Source organism: Pseudomonas sp. R76 (assembly GCF_009834565.1).
GTDB lineage: Bacteria > Pseudomonadota > Gammaproteobacteria > Pseudomonadales > Pseudomonadaceae > Aquipseudomonas.
Genome location: NZ_CP019428.1, coordinates 3200764 through 3223676 on the forward strand (window position 1 = coordinate 3200764; position 22913 = coordinate 3223676).

At 56.6% G+C, this 22913-nt stretch carries 22 protein-coding genes and 2 pseudogenes; 12 read left to right on the forward strand and 12 right to left on the reverse strand.

Features of this window, described 5'->3' with window-relative positions; all coding sequences use genetic code 11:
• The first annotated feature begins 15 nt into the window (after positions 1-15).
• From treS to PspR76_RS14540, 3 genes and pseudogenes are all read left to right on the forward strand, one after another.
• Complete coding sequence (gene treS / locus PspR76_RS14530) at positions 16-2082, forward strand: maltose alpha-D-glucosyltransferase (RefSeq protein WP_159956299.1); 2067 nt, start codon at positions 16-18, stop codon at positions 2080-2082.
• 224 nt (positions 2083-2306) lie between these two features.
• The gene (locus PspR76_RS14535; RefSeq protein WP_159956301.1) at positions 2307-3596 is read left to right on the forward strand and encodes an MFS transporter; all 1290 of its coding nucleotides are present in this window, start codon (positions 2307-2309) and stop codon (positions 3594-3596) included.
• Positions 3597-3644: 48 nt separating this feature from the next.
• Positions 3645-3776, forward strand: a pseudogene (locus PspR76_RS14540) (tautomerase family protein); the annotation flags it as partial.
• A 46-nt stretch (positions 3777-3822) separates the two neighbouring features.
• Here PspR76_RS14540 and PspR76_RS14545 read toward each other — a convergent pair.
• From PspR76_RS14545 to PspR76_RS14555, 3 genes are all read right to left on the reverse strand, one after another.
• Positions 3823-4428: a cysteine hydrolase family protein gene (locus PspR76_RS14545; protein WP_159956303.1), complete on the reverse strand. Its 606-nt coding sequence runs from the start codon at positions 4426-4428 to the stop codon at positions 3823-3825.
• Positions 4429-4674: 246 nt separating this feature from the next.
• On the reverse strand, positions 4675-4998 hold the full coding sequence (locus PspR76_RS14550; protein ID WP_159956305.1) for a hypothetical protein: 324 nt from the start codon (positions 4996-4998) through the stop codon (positions 4675-4677).
• A 245-nt stretch (positions 4999-5243) separates the two neighbouring features.
• The gene (locus PspR76_RS14555; RefSeq protein WP_159956307.1) at positions 5244-5525 is read right to left on the reverse strand and encodes a hypothetical protein; all 282 of its coding nucleotides are present in this window, start codon (positions 5523-5525) and stop codon (positions 5244-5246) included.
• Between the two features lie 205 nt (positions 5526-5730).
• On the opposite strand from PspR76_RS14555, the gene PspR76_RS14560 reads away from it, so the two are divergent.
• The 5 genes from PspR76_RS14560 (at position 5731) to PspR76_RS14580 (ending at position 10277) form a co-directional block, all read left to right on the forward strand.
• A complete protein-coding gene (locus PspR76_RS14560; protein ID WP_159956309.1) occupies positions 5731-6423 on the forward strand; it encodes a glycosyltransferase in 693 nt (230 codons plus the stop codon).
• 152 nt (positions 6424-6575) lie between these two features.
• Positions 6576-8294: a hydrogenase maturation protein gene (locus PspR76_RS14565; RefSeq protein ID WP_159956311.1), complete on the forward strand. Its 1719-nt coding sequence runs from the start codon at positions 6576-6578 to the stop codon at positions 8292-8294.
• Between the two features lie 82 nt (positions 8295-8376).
• On the forward strand, positions 8377-9111 hold the full coding sequence (locus PspR76_RS14570; RefSeq protein WP_159956313.1) for a hypothetical protein: 735 nt from the start codon (positions 8377-8379) through the stop codon (positions 9109-9111).
• A 63-nt stretch (positions 9112-9174) separates the two neighbouring features.
• A complete protein-coding gene (locus PspR76_RS14575; RefSeq protein WP_159956315.1) occupies positions 9175-9648 on the forward strand; it encodes a hypothetical protein in 474 nt (157 codons plus the stop codon).
• 221 nt (positions 9649-9869) lie between these two features.
• On the forward strand, positions 9870-10277 hold the full coding sequence (locus PspR76_RS14580) for a hypothetical protein (protein ID WP_159956317.1): 408 nt from the start codon (positions 9870-9872) through the stop codon (positions 10275-10277).
• 1129 nt (positions 10278-11406) lie between these two features.
• Here the strand turns inward: PspR76_RS14580 and PspR76_RS14585 are convergent.
• From PspR76_RS14585 to PspR76_RS14595, 3 genes are read right to left on the reverse strand one after another with little or no spacing between them, the layout of a single operon-like run.
• On the reverse strand, positions 11407-12963 hold the full coding sequence (locus PspR76_RS14585) for a hypothetical protein (protein ID WP_159956319.1): 1557 nt from the start codon (positions 12961-12963) through the stop codon (positions 11407-11409).
• A 22-nt stretch (positions 12964-12985) separates the two neighbouring features.
• A complete protein-coding gene (locus PspR76_RS14590; RefSeq protein ID WP_159956321.1) occupies positions 12986-13783 on the reverse strand; it encodes a TIGR02391 family protein in 798 nt (265 codons plus the stop codon).
• A 5-nt stretch (positions 13784-13788) separates the two neighbouring features.
• The gene (locus tag PspR76_RS14595) at positions 13789-14595 is read right to left on the reverse strand and encodes a hypothetical protein (RefSeq protein ID WP_202982182.1); all 807 of its coding nucleotides are present in this window, start codon (positions 14593-14595) and stop codon (positions 13789-13791) included.
• 387 nt (positions 14596-14982) lie between these two features.
• On the opposite strand from PspR76_RS14595, the gene tnpA (PspR76_RS14600) reads away from it, so the two are divergent.
• From tnpA (PspR76_RS14600) to PspR76_RS14615, 4 genes are read left to right on the forward strand one after another with little or no spacing between them, the layout of a single operon-like run.
• On the forward strand, positions 14983-15360 hold the full coding sequence (gene tnpA, locus PspR76_RS14600; protein ID WP_159953426.1) for an IS66-like element accessory protein TnpA: 378 nt from the start codon (positions 14983-14985) through the stop codon (positions 15358-15360).
• Positions 15357-15701 (forward strand): IS66 family insertion sequence element accessory protein TnpB, encoded by a 345-nt coding sequence (gene tnpB, locus PspR76_RS14605; protein WP_078824259.1) that lies wholly within the window; start codon positions 15357-15359, stop codon positions 15699-15701. Before tnpA (PspR76_RS14600) ends, tnpB (PspR76_RS14605) begins: the two co-directional genes overlap by 4 nt.
• A 37-nt stretch (positions 15702-15738) precedes the next feature.
• Positions 15739-17244, forward strand: a complete 1506-nt coding sequence (gene tnpC, locus PspR76_RS14610) for an IS66 family transposase (RefSeq protein ID WP_078824258.1) — start codon at positions 15739-15741, stop codon at positions 17242-17244.
• Positions 17245-17247: 3 nt separating this feature from the next.
• On the forward strand, positions 17248-17826 hold the full coding sequence (locus PspR76_RS14615) for a plasmid pRiA4b ORF-3 family protein (RefSeq protein WP_078824257.1): 579 nt from the start codon (positions 17248-17250) through the stop codon (positions 17824-17826).
• Between the two features lie 26 nt (positions 17827-17852).
• Here PspR76_RS14615 and PspR76_RS14620 read toward each other — a convergent pair whose 3' ends face one another.
• From PspR76_RS14620 to PspR76_RS14645, 6 genes and pseudogenes are all read right to left on the reverse strand, one after another.
• Complete coding sequence (locus tag PspR76_RS14620; protein WP_159956325.1) at positions 17853-18488, reverse strand: TetR/AcrR family transcriptional regulator; 636 nt, start codon at positions 18486-18488, stop codon at positions 17853-17855.
• A gap of 16 nt (positions 18489-18504) precedes the next feature.
• Positions 18505-20025, reverse strand: a pseudogene (locus PspR76_RS14625) (FAD-dependent oxidoreductase); the annotation flags it as partial.
• A 231-nt stretch (positions 20026-20256) separates the two neighbouring features.
• Positions 20257-21783: an IS66 family transposase gene (gene tnpC / locus PspR76_RS14630; RefSeq protein WP_058425981.1), complete on the reverse strand. Its 1527-nt coding sequence runs from the start codon at positions 21781-21783 to the stop codon at positions 20257-20259.
• A gap of 81 nt (positions 21784-21864) precedes the next feature.
• On the reverse strand, positions 21865-22200 hold the full coding sequence (tnpB, locus tag PspR76_RS14635; protein WP_159956327.1) for an IS66 family insertion sequence element accessory protein TnpB: 336 nt from the start codon (positions 22198-22200) through the stop codon (positions 21865-21867).
• Positions 22197-22529 (reverse strand): IS66-like element accessory protein TnpA, encoded by a 333-nt coding sequence (tnpA, locus tag PspR76_RS14640; protein ID WP_159956329.1) that lies wholly within the window; start codon positions 22527-22529, stop codon positions 22197-22199. Before tnpA (PspR76_RS14640) ends, tnpB (PspR76_RS14635) begins: the two co-directional genes overlap by 4 nt.
• Positions 22530-22628: 99 nt before the next feature.
• Positions 22629-22826, reverse strand: coding sequence for a transposase (locus PspR76_RS14645; RefSeq protein WP_174245627.1), 198 nt, complete (start codon positions 22824-22826; stop codon positions 22629-22631).
• Positions 22827-22913: the final 87 nt, after the last annotated feature.

A 22913-nucleotide genomic window follows, 5' to 3' on the forward strand; every position in this document is an offset into this window, starting at 1 on the left:
ACAGGTAACGGGCTTATGACGGCGGCGGACAACAATCATGTGAACTGGCTGGTTGAGCAATCGATGCTGCACGCGGCGCGCCAGCGCGCCAAGCTCTATTCGGGCCAAGGCCGGTTGTGGCAGCAGCCGTATGCGCAGACCCGGCCGCGTGATGCTACGGCGTTGTCGTCGGTGTGGTTTACCGCGTACCCGGCTTCGATTGTGACCCGCGAAAACGGCACGGTGCTGGAGGCGTTGGGGGATGAGAGCCTGTGGCATGCGCTGTCGAAGATCGGCATCCAGGGCATTCACAATGGCCCGCTGAAAAAGTCCGGCGGGCTCTCCGGCACGCGGCATACGCCGACCATCGACGGAAATTTTGACCGCATCAGTTTTGAAATCGACCCGCAACTGGGCACCGAGGCGCAGCTGCAAGCCCTGACGCGGATGGCCGCCGCGCACAACGCGGTGATCATCGACGACGTGATCCCATCGCACACCGGCAAGGGTGCGGATTTTCGCCTGGCCGAGATGGCGTATGAGGACTATCCCGGTCTCTACCACATGGTGGAAATTCGCGAAGAAGACTGGCCGATGTTGCCCGATGTCGCCGAAGGCCGTGACGCGCAGAACCTCAGCCCCTTGCAGGTGGATGCGCTGCGCGACAAGCATTACATCGTCGGCCAGTTGCAGCGGGTGATCTTCTTTGAGCCTGGTGTGAAGGAAACCGACTGGAGCGCAACCCCGGTAGTGGTGGGCGTGGACGGCAAGCCACGGCGCTGGGTGTACCTGCATTACTTCAAGGAAGGCCAGCCGTCGCTGAACTGGCTGGACCCTTCGTTTGCCGCGCAGCAGATGATCATTGGTGATGCCTTGCATGCGATTGACGTGATGGGCGCGAAGATCCTGCGCCTGGACGCCAACGGCTTCCTCGGTGTGGAGCGCAAGCTGGAAGGCGGCGCGTGGTCGGAAAGCCACCCGCTGTCGATCACTGGCAATCAGCTGCTCGGCGGCGCGATTCGCAAGGCCGGTGGGTTCAGCTTTCAGGAGCTTAACCTGACGGTCGACGATATCGCCGCCATGTCCCACGGCGGCGCGGACCTTTCCTATGACTTCATCACGCGCCCGGCCTACCAGCATGCGTTGCTGATGGGCGATACCGAGTTCCTGCGCCTGATGCTGCGCGAGATGCACAGCCTGGGCATCGACCCAGGTTCGTTGATTCATGCCTTGCAGAACCACGACGAGCTGACCCTGGAACTGGTGCACTTCTGGACCTTGCACGCCCACGATAATTACCTCTATCAGGGCCAGACGTTCCCCGGCAACATCCTGCGCGAGCATATTCGCGAGCAGATGTATGAGCGCCTGGCCGGCGAGCATGCGCCGTATAACCTCAAATTCGTCACCAATGGCGTGTCCTGCACCACCGCCAGCATCATCACGGCGGCCCTGGGGATTCGTGACCTGGAGGCGATTACGCCGGCAGATATCGAGCAGATCCGGCAGATCCATTTGTTGTTGGTGATGTACAACGCCATGCAGCCTGGGGTGTTTGCCTTGTCGGGTTGGGACCTGGTCGGTGCGCTGCCGTTGGCGGCCGATGACGTGGCGCATTTGATGGCCGATGGCGATACCCGTTGGGTGCATCGCGGCGCCTATGACCTGGTGGACTTGAACCCGGCGGCCGAACTCTCGGCCGGGCAGATGCCGCGTTCGAAAACCTTGTACGGCAGCCTCAATCACCAGTTGCAGGACCCGCAGTCATTCGCCTCACAGCTGCAAAAAATCCTCGCGGCGCGCAGTGCCTATGGCATCGCCGCCAGCCGGCAGATTCTGGTGCCGGACGTCGAGCATCCCGGCTTGCTGATCATGGTTCACGAGTTGCCGGCCGGGAAGGGCACGCAGATCACCGCGCTTAACTTCGGCGCCACGGCGATTACCGAAACCCTGCACCTGCCCAATATTGCGCCGGGGCCGGTGGTGGACATCATCAATGAACGGGTCGAGGGTGATCTCACCGCCGAGGGTGAGTTCACCATCACGCTGGATGCCTACGAGGGCCTGGCGCTGCGGGTGGTCAGCCATTCGCCGATGGTTTAATCGCCAATAATTCAATATCGATAGAGGCATAACCTGGCGCCGTGCGATTGGCACGGCGTGTGCCCCCCCAACGCATCGCCGAGCGCGCATTAACAGTGCGTCACGGTCGACAGTACCCCTCTGCTTTCAGATTGTTCTGACGTTCAAAACTATAGAGCCTTTCTTAGACTCCACCGGTGTTTTGCCGGGTCGTCAGACCTATAAAATCAGAAAGAGATAGTCCTATGAGCTCTATTCAGACGGGTGTTCCAGAGGGCTCGCGCCCGCTTAAAAGTGAGGACTATAAAACCTTGTCATTGTCCGCCTTGGGCGGTGCTTTGGAGTTTTACGACTTCATTATTTTTGTGTTCTTCGCCGCCGTCGTGGGGCAATTGTTTTTCCCTCCCGAGATGCCGGAATGGATGCGATTGATGCAAACATTCGGCATCTTTGCTGCCGGCTACTTTGCGCGTCCATTAGGTGGTGTGGTGATCGCCCACTTCGGCGACCTTCTGGGGCGCAAGAAAATGTTCACGCTCAGTATCTTAATGATGGCTGTTCCCACACTCATCATGGGCTTGATGCCTACTTATGCCGAGATTGGGCTGTGGGCGCCAGTGCTGTTATTACTCTTGCGCGTTATTCAAGGGGCTGCCATTGGTGGGGAAGTCCCGGGCGCCTGGGTGTTTGTTTCCGAGCATGTGCCTTCGCGCCATATTGGTTTAGCCTGCGGCGTACTCACGGCAGGGTTGATGGCCGGGATTTTGTTGGGCTCTTTTGTCGCCACCCTCATCAACAGTTTTTACACCGCGCAAGAAATACTGGATTTTGCCTGGCGCGTACCTTTCCTGCTCGGCGGAGGCTTCGGGCTGATGGCGGTGTATCTGCGTCGATGGCTGCATGAGACGCCGGTTTTCGCAGAGATGCAGCAGCGCAAGGAAGTGGCCGCAGAGCTGCCTTTACGCACTGTGCTGCGGGCTCATCGAAAAGCCGTCGGTGTGTCTATGCTGTTGACCTGGTTTATGTCGGCGGGGGTGGTGGTGATTATCTTGATGACGCCGACGCTGCTGCAAACCCACTATGGCTTTACTGCAGCGCAAGCCTTGCAGGCCAACAGTCTCGCTATTGTGTGTTTGAGTGTTGGCTGCGTGATCGCCGGGAAACTGGCCGATCATTTCAGTGCGGGTCGGGTACTGATGATCGGCAGCATCATGCTTCTGTTCAGCGCACTGCTCTTGTTCAAGACGCTTGAAACGCACCCGCAATGGCTGGTTCCACTCTATTCACTTACCGGTTTTTTTGTCGGCGCGATAGGCGCAGCCCCTGCCGTGATGGTGCGTGCCTTTCCACCGGTGGTGCGGTTTTCCGGCTTGTCATTTTCCTACAACGTGTCGTACGCCGTATTCGGTGGCCTGACGCCGATGGTCGTCACCCTGTTGCTTCAATACAGTCAGATGGGCGCCGCTTACTACATCGCCGGTGTTTGTTTGATTGGTCTGTGCACGGCAATCTATGTTCAGGTCAATAAGCACTGACATCCGGTCAGCCGTTCACCGATGCTTCAAAGGCCGAAGTTTCGCGGCGCACTAGCGCAAACCGTCGGCAATGCCAAGACCGGGCTGCGCAAGGAAGATGTGTGGATCAGCCTGGTGGACGTGAAGCGCGAAGACTGGTCGTTTGGTAACGGCGAAATGCAGTACGCGCCAACCGAATGACCCAAGCACTAAAAAAGGGGCGACTCGTTAGGAGTCGCCGCTTTTTTTATCCGGCGTTCAGTGCTTGCAGAAACGCGGTGTGTTGCAGGGTTCGCGAAAACATCGGCAACGTAAACTGCTCGGCTGCGCGCTGTTGTTCATCACTGAACGTCGCCGTGCAGTCGGTCAACGTCACCACCTCATAACCCTTCTCGTAACCGGAGCGAACCGTGCCTTCGACGCAGCAGTTGGTCAGGAAACCTGCGACAACCAGGTTCTGGATGCCATTGTTGCGCAGCACCAGGTCCAGGCCCGTGGTGGCGAAAGCATCCAGCCCGCGTTTGCCTTCGATCACAATATCGGTGGGTTCGCGTTTCAGCGCGTCGGTGATCTCGGCGCCCCAGCTGCCGGCACGAAACGCGCTGCCGTCGGCGACGCCTTTGAGGATGCCGTAGGCGCGCAGGGTCAGCTCTGGGTAGCCGTCGGCAAAGCGGATGGGTAAGTGGATGATCTTCACGCCCAGCTTGCGTGCCTGCTCAATCGTGGTGGCGGTATTCGCCAGCATGTTGGACGTTTGCATGACGTCTTTCACCGCGTCATGGAACACGCCGCCGGGGGTGGTGAAGTCGTTCTGGTATTCAATCAAAACAATCGCGGTTTTATGCGGGTGCATGGTCGCTCTCCGATCAATAGGGTTTATTCGTTGCTGCCTTCAACCAGGGCGACGCTGTAGATCGCACCCTTTAAACGGTGTGCGGCGACGGCCGAGTAGTCGCTGAGCATTTTGTTTGGGTTGCCCAGACTGAACGGGCCGGAGCCCAGCCGCCCGATATCTTGTCTTTTAAACTGATCTGAGCGAATAAAAAAGGGCCAGGCCTCCGTTTACAGAGGTGGCCTGGCCCTTTTTTCCAGCGACAGATCAGCTCCCGAACGGGCCACTCTTGATCTGTTCACCTTTCTTCGCACACGAAGGCGGGTTGGACATACCGAAGGTCAGGATATTGCCCCCGTTGATAATGCAGTTGAATTGCTTGTTGTCGTTGGTTTTAAGCAGTACGTAGGTGTTGGTGCCTTCGGTTCGACGGTTGACGATGCTCAGGTCTGTCGGTGCATAGCCCAATGCGCCGGCGCTTTGGGATTTCACGTCGTCATCACTGAGCATGTTGGTTTTGCCCGCGAGCGCATTACACCCACTTAACAGCGCCAGTGTGGTGACCAGTAAAGATAAATTACGCAATGACATAGCCCGCATCCTTTTGTTTGTCCCAATCGAATTGTTCGCTGAACTCGAATCATTTTTCGCTGCGGATTCAAGGGCGTGATAAACACACGCCACCCAATCCCTGCGGCGATTCGAGCAAGCGTCAATCATAGGACGTTACAAAATGTATCTGCGAAAATAGGCTTGTCTGTGCGTCTCGATTACTGGCCTGTGTGTCTCATTCGAGGCAGCCATCTGGAGGTGATTTGAAGCCTGTTGGGAAGACCTCAATCATCCACCGTAAACGTCACCCAACCCGGGCCATCGGTCGACTTTTCAATTTCGGCAATCACACCACCCACCGATGAACCGTCCGGCAGGTTGATCAGCACAAAGTTGGGGTGGCCGGGCCATTGAAGCGGGGTGTCGAAACTCAACCGCGCAATCGTTGGTTTGCCGCTGCAGGTCAATTGAATCTTTACCGTCTCATTAAGGCGTTCATCCGAGTCTGTACCCATGTGGCGAGACGCCGTGATGACACTGGCGATACCTTGATAATCGTTAGACATGATGGCTGACCTGTTTGTAGGAATGGCGGGTTCATCCGTGCATCAAACACGTAAACCATCTGAGCCTGTGGCGCCTTCGACGTTCCGTTTAATCACCGCGACCTGCCTGACGTCATTGTTTGGCGGCGCCTTCAGATTGTTTAAACCTTCTGCCTCAGGGCCCGGTCGATAGCTGTAGACACTTTGCCTGGTAGAGGGAACGTCAATGATAGGGATAGTGATACCTGCCCATAACGAAGAACGGCACATCAGTGTCTGCCTCGCCTCCATCCAGCGCTCCATTGCTCATCCGGCTCTGGCACACCAACAGGTCCAATTGCTGGTGGTGCTGGATGCGTGTTCGGACGAGACCGCCACGCGCGTGTCGGCCATGGGTGTTGCAACGCTTGAGGTGAGCGTTCGAAATGTGGGCAAGGCCAGGGCCATGGGCGCGGAGCAATTGCTTGAAGTGGGCGCCCAGTGGCTGGCATTCACCGACGCTGACACGGTTGTGCCCGCCGACTGGCTGGTGCGCCAGATCGGCTTTGGCGCCGATGCGGTGTGCGGGACCGTCGAGGTGGACAGCTGGAGTGAGTACGGTGAATCGGTTCGTTCGCGCTACCTTGAGTTGTATCAGTTCACCGAGAACCACCGCCATATCCACGGTGCCAACCTGGGCTTGAGTGCGGATGCCTATCGAAACGCGGGTGGGTTCCAGCATTTGGTTGCCCATGAAGATGTGCAGTTGGTGGCCGACCTCGAGAGGATTGGCGCGCGGATCGTGTGGACGGCCACCAACCCCGTGGTCACCAGCGCGCGTCGGGACTACAAGTGTCGCGGCGGGTTTGGCGAATACCTGGCGTCCCTTGTTGCAGAGGGCGCGCGGGAGCACGCGCCGGCTCATGCGCCTATTGCTTGAACGCAGGCGCCTACGTTCAAGCACTCGCTGACACAAGATTGATCCTGATCAGGTGGCCTGCCTGGAACGCCAACTATCCTTGTGCTTCCATCAAAGGCCAGGGAAGGCTCAAGGAGCACCTCTGGCCGCGCATTCTCAAGGATGAGTCAGCCATGCGGTCATTGAAGATCATGTTGTTAGCGTCGGCGTTCAACGGTTTGACCCAGCGGGCCTGGCTGGATTTACGCCAGTCGGGGCACGCGCCCAGCGTTGTCCTGTTCACCGATGCAGCCTCGGTGTGCCAGCAGATCGAGGATTCAGACGCCGATCTGGTGATCTGCCCCTTTCTGAAAGACCGTGTGCCACAGCAACTTTGGAGCAACCCTGAGCGCCCTGTGGTGATTATCCATCCGGGCATCGTCGGCGACCGTGGCGCCAGCGCGTTGGACTGGGCCATCAGCCAGCAGGTCAGCCGCTGGGGCGTCACGGCCTTGCAGGCGGTGGAGGAAATGGACGCGGGGCCGATCTGGTCGACCTGCGAATTCGACATGCCTGCCCAGGTGCGCAAATCCGAGCTGTACAACGGCGCCGTAAGTGACGCCGCCCTCTATTGCATCCGCGACGTGGTGGAAAAGTTCGCCCGGGGTTTCGTCCCGGTGCCCCTCGATTACACCCAAGCCCACGTCATCGGGCGTTTGCAGCCGAACATGACACAGGCTGACCGCACCTTCAGTTGGTACGATTGCGCACGCTTCATCAAACGCTGCATCGACGCCGCCGATGGCCAGCCCGGTGTGCTGGCCAGTATCCAGGGCGGGCAGTATTACCTGTACGACGCGCACTTGGATGCACGCCACGGCACACCCGGTGAGATCCTCGCGGTGCAGGACGACGCGGTGCTGGTGGCGGCCGGTGATCAGAGCCTGTGGATCGGCTCGCTCAAACGCAAAGCCCGGCCCGGGGAGGAGACCTTCAAGCTGCCGGCCCGCCACGTGCTGGCGGAAGCACTGGCGGATATTCCCGTGCTGGACAGCTCGATCGCCAATCAAATGTTCGATGAGCAAGCCTATCAACCGATTCGCTATCGCGAAGCCGGCCATGTCGGTGAACTCACCTTTGAGTTCTACAACGGCGCCATGAGCACTGAGCAGTGCCAGCGGCTGGTGGCGGCGTTGCGCTGGGCCAAGGCGCGGGACACGCAAGTGCTGGTGATCAAGGGCGGGCGCGGCAGCTTCTCCAATGGTGTGCACCTCAACGTCATCCAGGCCGCCCCAGTGCCGGGGCTGGAAGCCTGGGCCAACATTCAGGCCATCGACGATGTGTGCCACGAACTGCTCACGGCCCGGCAACTGGTGATCAGCGGCCTGACCGGCAGCGCCGGCGCCGGTGGTGTAATGCTGGCGCTGGCCGCCGACATCGTATTGGCCCGCGAGGGCGTGGTACTCAACCCGCATTACAAAACCATGGGCCTGTACGGCTCCGAATACTGGACCTACAGCCTGCCGCGCGCCGTGGGCAGTGAAGTCGCCCATCAACTCACCGAAGCCTGCCTGCCGATCAGTGCCTTGCAAGCCGAACAATACGGAATGGTTCAGGGCATCGGCCCCCGTAGCCCACACGAATTCAGCCGCTGGCTGATGCAGCAGGCCGGCAGCGCGTTAACCGATGAAAAATACGCCGTGGCTCGCGCCCGTAAAGCCACGCTGGAGATTGAACAGGTTGAGCGCTGCCGCGAAGCCGAGTTGGCGCAGATGCAGTTGGACATGGTGCACAACCGCCAACAGTTCGCCGAGAAGTGCCGTAACTTCGTGCTCAAGCGCAAAACCTGCCAGACTCCGCAGCGGTTGATGGCGCCGTGGGCGGTGGCGCGTGAGGCAGCGTTGGTTGGTTGATAGACTCGATGCGATGAGCAAGGTGGGAGAGGTCTTTAGATATACTTGTGTCACCCGCGAATTGACGAGACTTTGACGATTTATGAAGCCCTATGTGCAAATTACAATCAGGACGAAGTCTGAAACTATCGGCTGGGGGGTTGGAGAGGCGTTCATTTCGTCATTAGGTCGGGAGGGGGAGTTACTGGTTCCAGAGCAGGTGTCGCACAATGCGGATAAATTCGGAGAGCCTTTCATGGGCGTGGCCGCGAGTGAGGCGCGCTGGGCATCAAAGGCGTCCATACGGTTTGACGGCGCATTATCGGACTTCTATCTGGACTTTGCCTGGCGCAGAAAAAAGGCGGTTAAAGGCTGTGGGAGCGTCATCCACACGGCGCGCAATGTCCGGGGGCAGGTGGTGCCTGGCGCAATCACATACCGCTCGGCCAGTAGCAAGAGCGTCGATTGGTATTCGCTCTTCAAGGCATGGTGTGAAATTTTTCCTCCTCAACTCGGAATGCTGCACCTGTTCAGTGAACCCGAACTTGGCCCGCATGAGAAATATAATAGTTTTCAGATCGGCTCATTCAATTCGGCTTTGAAACCGGACGTGCCCAATATCGGTTGGGCTATGTTCTATGGCGATGAGTTTGCTGAAGAGGTCGATGTTGAGCGGATTGCTGCGTCAGGCTTTCCCATTGAAAAGCTGAATACTGGGTATCTTGTGAGGGTCACAGAGAATATTCAGGATGTGGCGAGTGACCTTTCACTGTTCTCAACGCGCCGGGCGGAGCTTAAGAGTTTGTTTCGAGAGAATTTTTTTCTTGATGAACAATGAGCCATCGATCGATTCTCGCTCAAACAAAAAATCGCCAGAAGGCATCAGTGCAGGAACAGTGCTATGAAAATAATCAGGACAACAGACCCTGTCAGGTCTCCCAAATACGAGCGCTGGAAGTCCCAATGGAAGGATCAATCCGAGTTGGTTGAGTCTTGTTTTATTAGTGATGTTGTACATCCTGAAGATGTCCTGGTGTTTTCCACCGTGTTGTTTCCAGACTTTGTTGTTTACGAGTCGGGCGTGTTTCTGGAAAGCGGATTCACTGTTGAAGCATTCTCTAGTTGGATGCAGTCTTGTAATAGTGATGTGGTGGCGGTAGAGAAGGTTTTGAATCATGTGCACCTGTATGATGTTTTTGCAGGCTGCAGCGATAGAGTGGATGAAGCTGTTTATGAACAACTATGCAACCTTATTGCTCAGTCATGGAGGATGGTGTTGCTGAGTAAGTTTCCAGAGAAGAAATTTTGTGTGCAGGCGATAGTGTCTGATCAGGAATACGGCCCGGTGGTTACTTTTTCTCAGGTGAGAGAGTAGGTCTTAAAGCGATCTTCCCATCTGTCATTTTTGTACCCTGGGAGGGATCGCAGATCGCAGTAAAAAGTACACGAACTTGAAGTGGTTTTTCGCTGTTCTGATAAAACGCTGATCGAGGATTTCCTGAAAGGGTAGAGGCAAATTGTGGCCGGCTGATTTTTCAAAGGCAAATGTTTACGCCCATGCAGAGCGTGGCAACGATCGCGTAAGTGAGGTAGGTAATGAGCAGTGATCGGGATGCGTTGGAGAAAATCCTAGGCGGCACCATCGAGCAGCGCGGGCAGCGTGCCGTACCCGGCTTGAACCCTGTTGAGGGCGTAGAGTTTGTTTACTACCAAGATGATGGAATGAGTAAGGCAAAGAAGCAGTTCAACGCCCTCCTGGACTCGGCAGGTGAGATAAGGGCCACCCGCGGTGGGGTTGTTTCTGACAGCTGTAAAATTCATCTGCCGGAGGGGCTTCAGTTCCATGCCCTCTCTTACCATGGTGATATAGAGGGGTGGCGGGAGGCAGTTGAGGCTGGAGCAAAAGCCCGTGGATTGCTCCTTGCCCGAATTGACGGTGATCAGTTTGTTGTGTCCGACGGGCGCTCGATTGCTCTTTCAGGTTGCAAGGTGGAATTCCCTTGAGCCTGATTATGTGTTGAGGCGCGGTGCTTGGGGTGGGCGCGTTGCAGCGGGCGCTCTGCGTCGGCTTCTTGAGGCGCAGAGCTCGATGGGCTGCGTTCCCACGCTGGAGGGTTGGCAATGACGACTAAAGACTGTCCGGATCCCCAAAAAACATTTTGACTTGGCTCTAGAACAGTAGATTCAGCTTGAAAAAATCGAATTATGCCCCCAGTTATGCCCCCAATTGCGCCGAGTGTATAAGCAATCGCGAATGGCGATTTCTGACGCGGATCTGGATGGTAGTGGCTGGTATTCAGTGCGCCTCGGTATACTGATTGAGTGACCCGAATGTGGCAAATCCGTGGTCGTATGGAAGAGGATATGGGGAATAAGTCGATAGCCTTGATCGGAGTTGTCAGGTCTGGCTATCAGCACCCATCCTGAAATTGATTCGCGAGATGCTTGTGTTCTGTGTGATGTTGCAAGGGCACTGGTTGGTAGATCATGAACCGGCTCCACAGGCCCTGCGCTCTCTGATTGCGAAAGACGAGAGTCAGCATAATGGATTGACGCCCATCGCATAGCAGGTGCTCCAGCTCACCATGAAGCTGCCCTGCTAATGCAGAGGGCCCCCGCAGATGGCGTATTGGACTCCGAGAAGGTCTCAGGTGTGTTCTTTGGTGGCCCGGGTCTTGAGTTGATTGCACGAGAGGTCATCCAGCCGACTTTACTGGCGCGCCCTAGCCAATAACCTTCGACCTTCGACCATAGGTCATGGGCCGTTGGATTCGCTATCACCGTTTCCAATCCTGGTGCGGATGGGTCATTCCAATGACCAAGCCGGAGCATCTATTATCGGGTAATCGCCAATCACTCGGTCGAGGATTAACCAGGGCAATGTTGGTCCATACTGGCAGGTTCCGTCTAGTTCAACCTCGCAGCCGTGGCGAATGCCAAGCCAAGAAACATATCTTGATTAAATCGGCGAGCGGCTGACCAGCCCCCAAAGCCGTCATACACCCGCATTTTCACCCGAGTGGCGCTGCGGTTAGCCAACAGATAAGCAAAGTGCGGCTGCGCCGCATCGCGCACCGCAATCACTCGGGCCAATGCTGTTTCAGTGATGCACGCATGTCCATGGGCTCGGTGGTTAGTTTGCATTCCGCAGGGGCACCGTTGTGATGTTCCTTGGATCGATGAGCAATTTCAGACCGGAGGCGTTCGCTTGGTCGAGCCCATATTCTTCCAAGTCATCGACCTTCGGTCGAACATCAAGGGCCTCGAAGCGGGTGGATCGATATTGCCAGTCAGGATCTTCGGTCTTTACAAAGAACACCTTCGCGCTGAAAGCGATGCTGGTATCGGCAAATGACGCGATGTTGAAATACAACCCTTCTGCAGGGGGAAATGCCTCTTCAATTTCTATAGCTTGGAATTCAAAGCGCGCGTCGGGCTGCGGGTTTAGCAGGATGTCCACGGCCATCCGTGCTTTATTCGCCTCCCAGAAAGCATCGAGCGTCAAACTAGCAGTGGAGCGCATGCCAGCGTTTGTTAGAAGACGCAACCACCCCTCCGCGAATGTGGAAATGAGCGGCAGTTCTTCGATGTACGGCCCTGTGACCGGTTGATCGACATGCAACGTGATCGCGGGAATCTTTGGGTTTCCGGTAATCGTCAAGGTCGCGCGACCAGATGACATGAGCGTGAGCGCGCGAAGTAGCTCTGCCCATTTCTCCAAGGTTTGCTGCATATCATCGATCGAGCCGATGCTTTCAAGTTTCACTCCCGTTGGAGTCAGACGGATGATCATTTCTGCGGAGCGGATCAGAAGCTCCGGTCCATGAAGTTCTGAAAGCGGCGGTCCGATAAACATTTCAGCGTCGAACCGTGCAGCTTGTCCGAAGCCTAGGCCACGTATCGAAATCTCGCAGAAACCCAGGGCAGGAGGCGTAAGATAAAGCGACTCGATGTCGTCAAAAAGTGTGCCTTGATAGGGAAGGCGTATGCCAAAACGGCTATCGAACACTTGGAGATGGCGCGGTTTTAACGGCGCAAGGCCGAGTAGGATATTGCTGAAATGCTCCGGACCTTCGATTTGTATAATGGCTTCTGCCTCGTACCGGCCATTCTCATAACCGAGTTTGACAAGCTGCCGCTGCTTCCCGATTGTGTAGGCGCTAGGATTTTGCCCACACGCGTCACTCAGCGCGGCCAACAAGCCCCCGGGTGTCGGTTTGAAACGTAATCCAATTTTTTCGTAGTCGTAGCTGATATCGGTGTGGTTGATGTCATGCGCCTTACGAGCCTCCGCGAGCCTCAACCGTTTAAGAATGCGTGCGAGCTCTTTCCCTATAAGATGGACGAGATACGCGGTGTGGACTTCGCCGTCACTGCTCAGGCAAAACACGATGATGAGGGCGGGCCGAGGATCCTTGGCCAAGCGTTCAATGGCCGAAAGGCTTAGACGGATACGGTTCCCGGTGCGGCCGAGCGTTGATTTCAACTGAACCCGAGCAGCATTGGTTAGACGTTGATCGAGAGGCAACGACGGTTGCCCGGCCAGCGCCATCGGGAATTCGACGATAAAGTCCCAACCCATGACGTCGATGGCGCTCTTATTGCAGCAGAGAGCAGCGCGTTCGCAGAGCAATTCGAACTGTCGCTCCCCAATGCGGCCGATGCGATCGGATTCTAGTTCGTTTGCCATTAGCTCTCGATACCTCTAATGATCATGCGCGTGATAGCACTTGCGCCATGTCTAAGCGTCGATGAATCAGAGAAACGATCGACATCAGGTCTTGTGCGTCTTCTTTGGTCATCGCCCAATGTATTCGGGCCTCATGCGCGGTCGGATTGCGAAACATGCCGAATGTACCGCGGACAAGATTGGCAAACCCACTCTGCTCGCTACGTTCGCTAGCCGTCGACAGCGCGTTGATAGCCATGAGAGGGGGATTGCCAGAGAGAGCACGATCCACCAGAGCAGATCCGTCATCGGCTATTCCGGTGCGGTTACGCATCTTGTCAGCAACACTTTTGACAGCTTCTTGCGCCGCATGAAAGTAGTTGTCAACGAGAAGTTCGGCGCGGCAGAATTTCAAGACATCTGGGTGAACCCCTCGCCCTTCAAGGTCCGCGCGCAAGTCGCGAGCCCTCTGCAGAGCTTCTGGCAAGGTCTTGGCTACATCCGCCGACTTCAGCTCGCCGGCCTCATCGACCACAAGCCCGGCGAACACAAGCGCCTGGTTCAGGCGAGCCCTCATTGGCTCGTAGCGGTTAGGCTCGTGAATGTAGCGAGCGGGCTTCATGGCGCGCCGAATGAACTCGAGGATGTTGGTACGGTTTCGTTTGGTGTTCTGGCATTCTGCAAAAGCGTTGTAGATACGTACGCGCTTCGTCATAGGTCCGGGATCGGCAATCTTGCACGAGGCCAGCAGGTGCTCGATCTCAGGTCCGCTCAGACCCTCTGTGGTATCGCCAAGCGCGCGGGCGATCGCATCTAACTGATCTTGCGAGAAAAAAGCCATGGGCATCACCGGCCGTTTGATAGGCGGCGCAAGAAAGTCCTCGCCGTAATGAGCACTACATGTAATCGGAAGGTGCTGTGATCCTCGTCGGAAAGGCCCGGATGGGAGCCTTCCGAGTGGAGCATCTTGAAGAGACCGTTGATGTAGTTCTTTCCATCCTGCGTCCATTCGTTACGGTCCACAGCAAGAAAGCCGATCTCCGCAAGGAGTGCGCGCCGGTTCTCAGAGCTTGGGCGCTGGGCCGCCTCTAGCGGCCGGATATTACGGGCTATCTCGTCCAACAGGCTTTCGAAGAACGTCCGAAGCTGGCTATTGCAAGCCGCCCAGTCGCCGCGTGTGTGGGCTTCAATCGCCTGGTCAATATGACCGAGAGGAATAACGAACCCGAAAAATTTCAGGAGGCGGTGGACCTCGTCGTCGGTTTCAGGAAGTAGGACCTCGCCGGGCAGAGCGGCGCGAATGGAGGCGTTGAGCCCATTGTCATCAAAGACGAGCACATAGCCGTCCCGCGTCAAGCTCCGCGCGAAAGCTGCATGCAAGGATTGAGTTTGATCCTGTTGCTCCAGCTGCGCGGCCTGTCGAATTACGGCCTCACCCAAGCTCATGGTGCCATCAAGCGTCTGAACTACGGTCCCGGCGCGTTGCACCACGATGCGGCCGAGGAGATCGCATTTCTTGGCCACGCTAAGGCTAGTGCTTGACGTGATTTCATCCTCGAGGCCAAGCCGCAGCACAACCTGATTAAAGCGTGCCTGCGTGTTCTGCTCTAGCAATTCGACTGCAGCAATGAGTGTAGGTCGAGTAAAAGGCATGGATCGCATAGGGTATGCTCACATTCGCATCAGTACTTCTAATCGGGTACCAAAGATGGGCAGGGCACAGGCATCGCATCGTTAGCGTCCAGCCCGTAGATCGAGGTGATCAAGTTCTTCTAAGGTGTGAACTACTGACTCCACAAGCTCTGCATCAAAATCATCGCGGTCAGCTTCTTCGTGCGTTCCTTTGTTAAGGTAGGTCCACACTAGGTTAGTGGCTGGGATTCCCAAAATGCGATCATAGGCGGTCAACAGGGGGCCTTTGTTGGCATGGTTGAATGTTTGTGCATCCCGTAACTTCTGTAACCGTCCGGCCAGCACCCTCTCCTGACAGCCCTCCAAATTAGCCAAAATAGTGGACACCATTTTTTAGTGGACACTATCTTGGATAACGTTGCCCCCGCTCGTCGAACCGGCCGCCGCCCCAACTTCTCGCTGGCGTTCAAACGCCAAGTCGTCGAGGCGACCCTCCAGCCTGGCGCCTCCGTGTCGTTGATCGCTCGTGAACATGACGTCAATGCCAACCTAGTGTTTCGCTGGCGGCATCAATATCAGGAGGGGTTATTCGGCACCGTCAGCCAGAGCGCAACGCTTTTGCCCGTCCGGGTGATTGAGGCGCCAATCGATCTGCCACACGTCGTCCAGCCACAGGCGGAGTGTCATTCCGAGATCGCAGTTGAGGTTGGAAAAGCCAGGCTGCGTATCACGGGCGCACCCGATCCGCAGACGCTGCAATTCGTCTTGCAGCAGTTGCTGCGATGATTGCTCCGCCCGCTGGAACCCGTATCTGGATCGCCGCCGGCGTCACGGATATGCGCCGTGGCTTCGATGGTTTAGCGGCACAGGTGCAGACACAGTTGGAAGCCGACCCGTTTTCCGGTCAGATCTTTGCCTTTCGCGGACGGCGCGGTGACCGGATCAAGCTGTTGTGGTGGGATGGCGACGGCTTGTGTCTGTTTTGCAAACGGTTGGAACAAGGGCGCTTCGTCTGGCCGCAAGCAACCAGCGGCAGCGTGTCGCTGACGGCTGCGCAGTTATCGATGCTGTTGGAAGGTATTGATTGGCGCAGGCCAATTCGTACAGCACCCGTCCTCGCGGTCTGACTTGCCGCGCTGAAAAAATCCCCAGTAACATGCGGTCATGACTCTCGTGACCGACTCCCTGCCGAACGATCTTCAAGCCTTGAAGACTCTGGTCTCTGCCCAGCGGGCAGAGATTGAGCGCTTGAGAATGATGATCGCCAAGCTGCGTCGTACGCAGTTCGGTCGCAGCTCCGAGCAACTGGACGCGATGATCGATCAACTTCAGTTGAGCCTTGAAGAGCTGCAAGTCAGCCAAGCCGAAATGACACCGCCAGTCGAACCGGCACCTCGCGCAGTTTTGCGCCGCAAACCATTGCCCGAACACCTGCCTCGCGAAACTCACGTGCATCAGCCTGAGTCGCAATGCACGGGCTGCGGTGGGAAGCTTCGCTATTTGGGTGAGGATGTTTCCGAAGTGCTGGAGTACGTTCCGGCACGTTTCAAAGTCATTCGCCATGTCCGTCCGAAGATGGTTTGCAGTTGCTGCGAGCACATCGCCCAGGTGCCGGCGCCGAGTCGTCCAATAGCCAGAGGCCTTGCAGGCCCGGGGTTGTTGGCCCATGTGCTGGTCTCCAAGTTTGTCGATCATCTGCCGCTGTACCGGCAGTCCGAGATCTACGCCCGTGAGGGCGTGGAGCTGGAGCGCTCAACCCTGGCCGACTGGGTGGGCCAGAGCAGCCAATTGCTCAGGCCACTGGTCAACGCGCTTGAGCACCACGTCATGAGCGGTCACAAAGTCCATGCCGACGACACGCCGATTGGCGTGCTCGCGCCGGGCAACGGCAAGATCAAAACGGCTCGCCTGTGGACATACGTGCGCGACGACCGACCTGCGGGTGACTCGACACCGGCGGCGGTCTGGTTTGCCTATTCGCCGGATCGCAAGGGGCAACATCCGCGCGCTCATCTCAAGAGTTTCAGCGGGATCTTGCAGGCTGACGGCTACGCCGGTTTTGCTCAACTGTATGCGACAGGCACTATTGAGGAAGCCGCCTGCTGGGCTCATGCCCGACGCAAGTTTTACGATGTCTACAAAGACCAGGCTTCACCCCTTGCCGCCGAGGCGCTGCAACGGATTGCGGCCCTGTATGCCATCGAGAGCGAAATTCGAGGGCAACCGCCCGACCAACGCAAAGCGATTCGGCAAAGCCGGGCCAGTCCGCTGCTGGTACACCTGCACGCATGGCTTAATCAGACGCTGACTCAACTGTCGAAAAAGTCGGCATTGGGCGGTGCAATCCTCTATGCCCTCAACCGGTGGCAGGCCTTAATGCGCTACTGCGATGACGGCCGAATCGAAATCGACAACAACGCTGCCGAACGGGCGCTACGCGCCGTCGCGCTGGGCCGCAAAAACTACCTGTTTGCCGGTTCCGATGCCGGCGGAGAACGAGCCGCAGCGATTTACAGCCTGGTGGGTACTGCCAAGCTAAACGGGTTAAACCCACAGGGCTATCTGACCTACGTGCTTGAACACATTGCCGAACACCCGATCAATCGGGTGAGCGAGTTGCTGCCCTGGAACATATCCTTGAACCACACTGAACACTGTGAGGCCGCCTGATTCATGGTTAAAACTGTCCGTTTACCCAAACCCGCCCCCGACCTGTTGCTGCTGCACATCGAGCTGAAGTGGATCACTCCGAAGATTTGGCGTCGGTTCGCGGTGCCTGAAAACATCACCTTGGGAAAATTGCACCATGTCATCCAGATCGTGATGGGCTGGAGTGATAGCCATCTGCATGAGTTTGAAATTGCCGGTGAGAATTACGGCATGCCCGACCCTGATGGCTGGGGGCCGACGGTAAACCCGGAAGCCCGTAAAACGCTGATCAAGGCGCTGAACGGAAGGCGGACATTTAATTATCTCTACGACTTTGGTGACAGTTGGCATCACAGTATCAAGGTCGAAAAAACGCTACCCGCTATTGCCTGTCCTCAGGTGCCGTACTGCATCGACGGCGCCAATGCTTGCCCACCGGAAGACGTGGGTGGCGGGCCTGGTTACGAGGAGTTTCTGGAGGCGATGGCCAACCCCAATCATCCAGAGCATGACGCCATGGTTGAATGGCATGGCGATGTTTTTGATCCAGCGGCATTTGAGTGCGAGCGCGTGAACCAGTGGTTTAAACGGATTAAGGTTTGAGTTGCAAGGCGGTGTAGCTCGGACGCTTACACTGATACCACCATTCCCCTGACAACTGTATCCCCATGCTGCTTGGCAAGCGCCTGGAGGTCGGGGGCATAAGGACTGGATAAACCGAACATCTCTTGAAATAGCGCGCCGGCAACCATTGGGCCCAGCACTGAAAAAGCGTACAGGGCCGGGTCGCCAGGCCGAACCTCACCGCGCTGCTGCGCTTCGGCGATGATTCTGGTCATCAACCGCAGCATTTGTGCAACCACGTTGTCGTGCCAAATCGTCGCCAGATCAGGAAAGGTTCGACTTTCGCCGATGACGAGTCGGGCTAGAGCTGGAACTCGATTATCCCCCATCCGACCGGCTGCACCGTTGAGGATCAAAGGTACCAGTTCACGAAGCGTCCCCCGAAACCCGGTAGAAATCAGTTCGATATTTTTCAGGTTGATTGAAACGGCGTGCTGGACGACTGCGCGAAACAGGTCTTCTTTCGTGTCAAAATAGCGGTACAGCGTACCTTTGACCACGCCCGCTCTCTTCGCCACATCGCCCAATTTGGCAGCAGCGAAACCACTTTCCGCAAATATATCCAGGGCCGCCTCGATTATCTCAGCAGGCCGCGCGTCCTTGCGCCGGTTCCATTTGGGTTTGGTATCTGTAGAGTCCATCGACTAGCCTGATCTCTTAAATTGGAAGTATAAAGCCTTGCTCCCTGAAGTAGAGGCTCAAAGTAGCTGATTGTCCCTTGGGATCAGCCAGTGCCACGTAGGTATCGGGGCGAAGCAGATAGGCGGCATCCTTAACGAGTCCTGCTTCCTGATGCTCATGCTGCCAAGCGAAAGCATGAAGAGGCATGTCGTACTTTTTGCACCAATCCATGAGGTCTGCCTTGGGCTCACCGTAGACATGAACCTGCCAATGGATTGCACGGAGTGGCTCGTAGTTATCTGCGTCGGGCACAGGTACCCATGGCAAACGGTCTCCGCCCTGAACCTCACCTGCCTTGCCTTGGCTCAAATGGCTCTCGTGGTAGTTCAGAGTCGTCTGAGAAACCATTCGGAACATGTATTCGCGCACGTTTTCGCTTTTGTACGCAACACTCGCGAAGATAGGAGCGATGCGGGTTCGTACAAAGTCCGCAAAGCCGCCTTGGGAGGTCGCAAATGTGAACAGTTTGTCTGTAGTCTCCACTAGCTTGCGAGCGAAGGCTTGGCGCTCGACTTGATAGCTATCGAGCAAGGAATCGGAAGCCTTCCCTTTCAGCACCGCTGCCAATTTCCACGCCAAGTTGATGGCGTCCAGGATGCCTGTATTCATACCTTGGCCGCCTGCCGGGCTATGAACATGGGCAGCATCTCCAAGCAGAAACGCTCGACCACGTCTGAATTGATCCGTGACCCGGTGGTGAACCCGATAAGTGGAGAACCAGTTTACGTTGGTGATCTTGATACCTAGACCATTGATAGCCTCATGGCCGACATCCGCAAAAGTGAGTGTTTCTCGATGCTCGGCGCGCTTGTCTTGGACGATGCCAATCAGGCGATATTGGTTAGCCTCACCGTATGACATGACCATCACAAACTCGGACTTATCAAAAGCGATGTGCGCTTCACCAGCAGGTTCTACGCCCGTTGCGGTGACATCAGCCACATAGAAAAGCTGCTTGTAAGTTCCGCCCTCGAAGCCGCTGCCGATCTGATGACGAACGAGAGAACGAGCACCGTCGCACCCTGCAAGATAGGCCGATGTGAAGGCTACCTCCTGCCCGTCAGCCTGTTTCAAAATGGCAGTAACCTCGCTCCCATCATCTTTGAAAGACAACAGTTCGGTCTGGCGTTCGACCTCGACGCCAAGCGTCTTGAGCTGCTTCACCAACAAGCGTTCGTGGCGGTCTTGGGGATACACCAATACGAACGGATAAGGAGAAATTTCTCCGCCTGCATCAGTCAATGGGATGTGTGCCTTTCGGCTACCTCGTGCCCATATATTCATGGCAGGAGTTTTATAGCCGGTCTCTACGACCGCATCGGCCATGCCGAGTTGGCGATAGAACTCCAGCGTTCGCGCCTGAAGAGCCATCGCGCGCGAGGTTTCACCCGGGCCGCTGCTCTTATCTACGATCCTTACGGCAACCCCTTGCTTAGTGAGCCAGAGAGCTAGAGCGAGCCCGGTAGGGCCGGCTCCTACTATGAGAACATCGGTTTGCTAGGCTCTAGAAAGTCAATGATCCATCAACGCTGATGTGCCGTTGGGCTTAGGAAATCGACAGGGGCAGGTGAGCCAGGGATTGAGAGGTAGACATCCCATGACATGTCTAAGCCGTCTTGAATGGCACGGTCTATCGCTGTTCGCTTCGGCTTCAGTAACAGCATCAGGGTACTGCGCGACGGTTCCGGCAGCGAGTATTCTAGCCTGAGTGCACCTCCCATGCACAAGTCAGGCAGGCGTCCATTGATGAGGCAGCAACTGCTCGATGTGAAGGGCTCGCTGAGTCGGCAGCCGCATGAGCACATCCTTGAGATAAGCGTACGGGTCATGCCCATTGATGCGCGCAGACTGAATCAAGCTCATGATCGCCGCAGCCCTTTTGCCGCTGCGCAGTGACCCAGCAAACAACCAGTTGGACCTCCCAAGCGCCCAAGGACGGATCAAGTTCTCGATCTGATTGTTGTCGATGGGCACAGCACTATCTTCTAGGTAGCGCGTCAGCGCTACCCAGCGTTTCAGGTTGTAATCTAGGGCCTTGGCCGTGGCCGAACCCTCGGGCACAAGTGCACGCTGAGCCAACATCCACTCATGCAGTTTTTCAGCGATGGGTACCGCCGTTTTCTGGCGTAATCGCCAACGGTCTTCGTCGCTCATTTCCTTGGCGTGTCTTTCGACTTCGTACAGCCCGCCAATCGAGTGAAGCGCCTGCTCCGCCAACTGGCTTTTATTGGCTACATGCAGGTCGAAGAACTTGCGGCGCGCATGGGCCATGCAGCCGATTTCGGTGATGCCCAGCTCGAAACTGGCCTTGTAACCAGCGAAGTCATCGCAGACCAGATTGCCGTTCCAGGTGCCCAGGAAGTTACGCGCATGTTCACCGGCACGGTTGGGACTAAAATCGTAGACCACTGTCTTAAGTGACGAGAATGGCGTGCTGCTGTAGGCCCAGACGTAAGCGCGGTGGGTTTTCTTCTCGCCGGGCGCCAGCATCTGTACCGGTGTTTCATCGGCGTGGACGACGCGTTGGGCCAGCACTGTTTCTCGCAGCGCGTCCACCAGCGGCTGAAGCTGCACGCCGGTTTGGCCCACCCACTGCGCCAGCGTCGAGCGCGGGATGGCTAGGCCGGCACGGCTAAAGATTTTTTTCTGCCGGTACAGCGGTAGGTGGTCGGCGAACTTGGCCACCATCACGTGGGCCAGCAAGCCTGCGGTGGGGATACCCTTGTCGATTACCTGCGCCGGCACCGGTGCCTGGATCAGTGTTTCGCACTGCTCGCACGCCCATTTACCACGGATATGACGCTCGACGGTGAACACGCCGGGCGTGTAGTCGAGTTTTTCATTGGCATCTTCGCCGATGCGCTTGAGAGCACAGCCGCACTGGCAATGGCTGTTGTCCGGTTCGTGATAGATCAGCGTGCGAGGAAATTGCGGCGGCAGCGCTGCGCGCTTAGGTTGCTGGTGCATTTTGGCTTCGACTGGTGTCAGTTGCAGCGCCTCAAGCTCGGCTTCGATAGCGGCAATATCAGTATCGATCACGTCATCGAGTAAGCTGGCCTGATCTGGACTTAGTTGCTCGCTGCGTTTGGCGAACTTGAAGCGCTTGAGCAGCGCGATCTCGTGGGCCAGCTTCTCATTGACCGAGTTGTGATGGGTGATTTGCTTGTCCATTGTCTCGACGCGCTGGATCAACTGCACCGCCAGGGCACGCAGTTGTTCAGGGTTAAATTGATCGAGATTTGGATGCAAAGTCATGCCGCCGATTTTGCCAGAGAGGGCCGATGGCGGCGATAGAGTGATGGGCCAATTGCGCTGGCAAGCACGCCATGGCAGGTGTTAAAGCATCGAGATGATTCCGCCTGCACCAACGCGCTGCCAAGGCAAACCGAGCACTAGGGCCTGAGGTTGCTCGGCATCCAACTCAACTTCGGAGCCGTGTCGCACACCCGGCCAGAAGAAGCGTCCTTGATTCAAACGCCGGGCGGCAAGCCAAATCCCCACGCCGTCATGCACCAGCACTTTCATTCGATTGGCGCGGCGGTTGGCGAACAGATAGGCACAGTGCGGCTTCGCCGCACCTAACACCGGCGCGACCCGCGCGAGCGCGGTTTCAGTGCCGGCGCGCATGTCCATGGGCTCGGTGGCGAGCCAGATGGAATCTACGCGGATCATCGCAGCAGGTCTCGTAGGAAAACAGGACACGCCGCTGCATTTTCTGCTGGCCAACTCACCACGACTACACCTTTTGGATGCGGCACTTCGATTCGGATCGTGGCAGGAAGGGCCTGATGCATCGGCACCGGCGGCCCTGCCTTGACCGGAATAAAGGCAGTTTGCAGTGCCAGGTTTTTCTGCCCATGCACCCGAATCCATTTATGGACGAGGTTGGCATTGAGGTTGTGGGTCAAGGCGACATTGGCAATTGAGGTGTCAGCCTGCGCACACTCGGCGATGACCTGGGCCTTAAATGACTTGGAATAGGAACGGCGTTCTTGTGGCATGGGCGTCCGCTTAAAAAGGCTAAAAATGGTGTCCACTTAAATTTAGGTGGACACCATCGCCTTAAGCGATGACATCAGGAAGGTGTGTTCCCCGGACGGTTACGAAGCTTTGACTGGGATGAAGGCAGTTTGCAGTGCCAGGTTTTTCTGCGCATGCACCCGAATCCATTTATGGACGAGGTTTGCATTGAGGTTGTGGGTCAAAGCGACATTGGCAATTGAAGTGTCAGGTTGGGTGCACTCAGCAATGACCTGGGCCTTGAAGGACTTGGAATAGGAACGGCGTTCTTGTGGCATGGGCGTCCGCTTAATAAGGCTAAAAATGGTGTCCACTTATTCGTGGACACCATCGCCTCAAGCGACGGTGTCAGGAAGGTGTGTTAC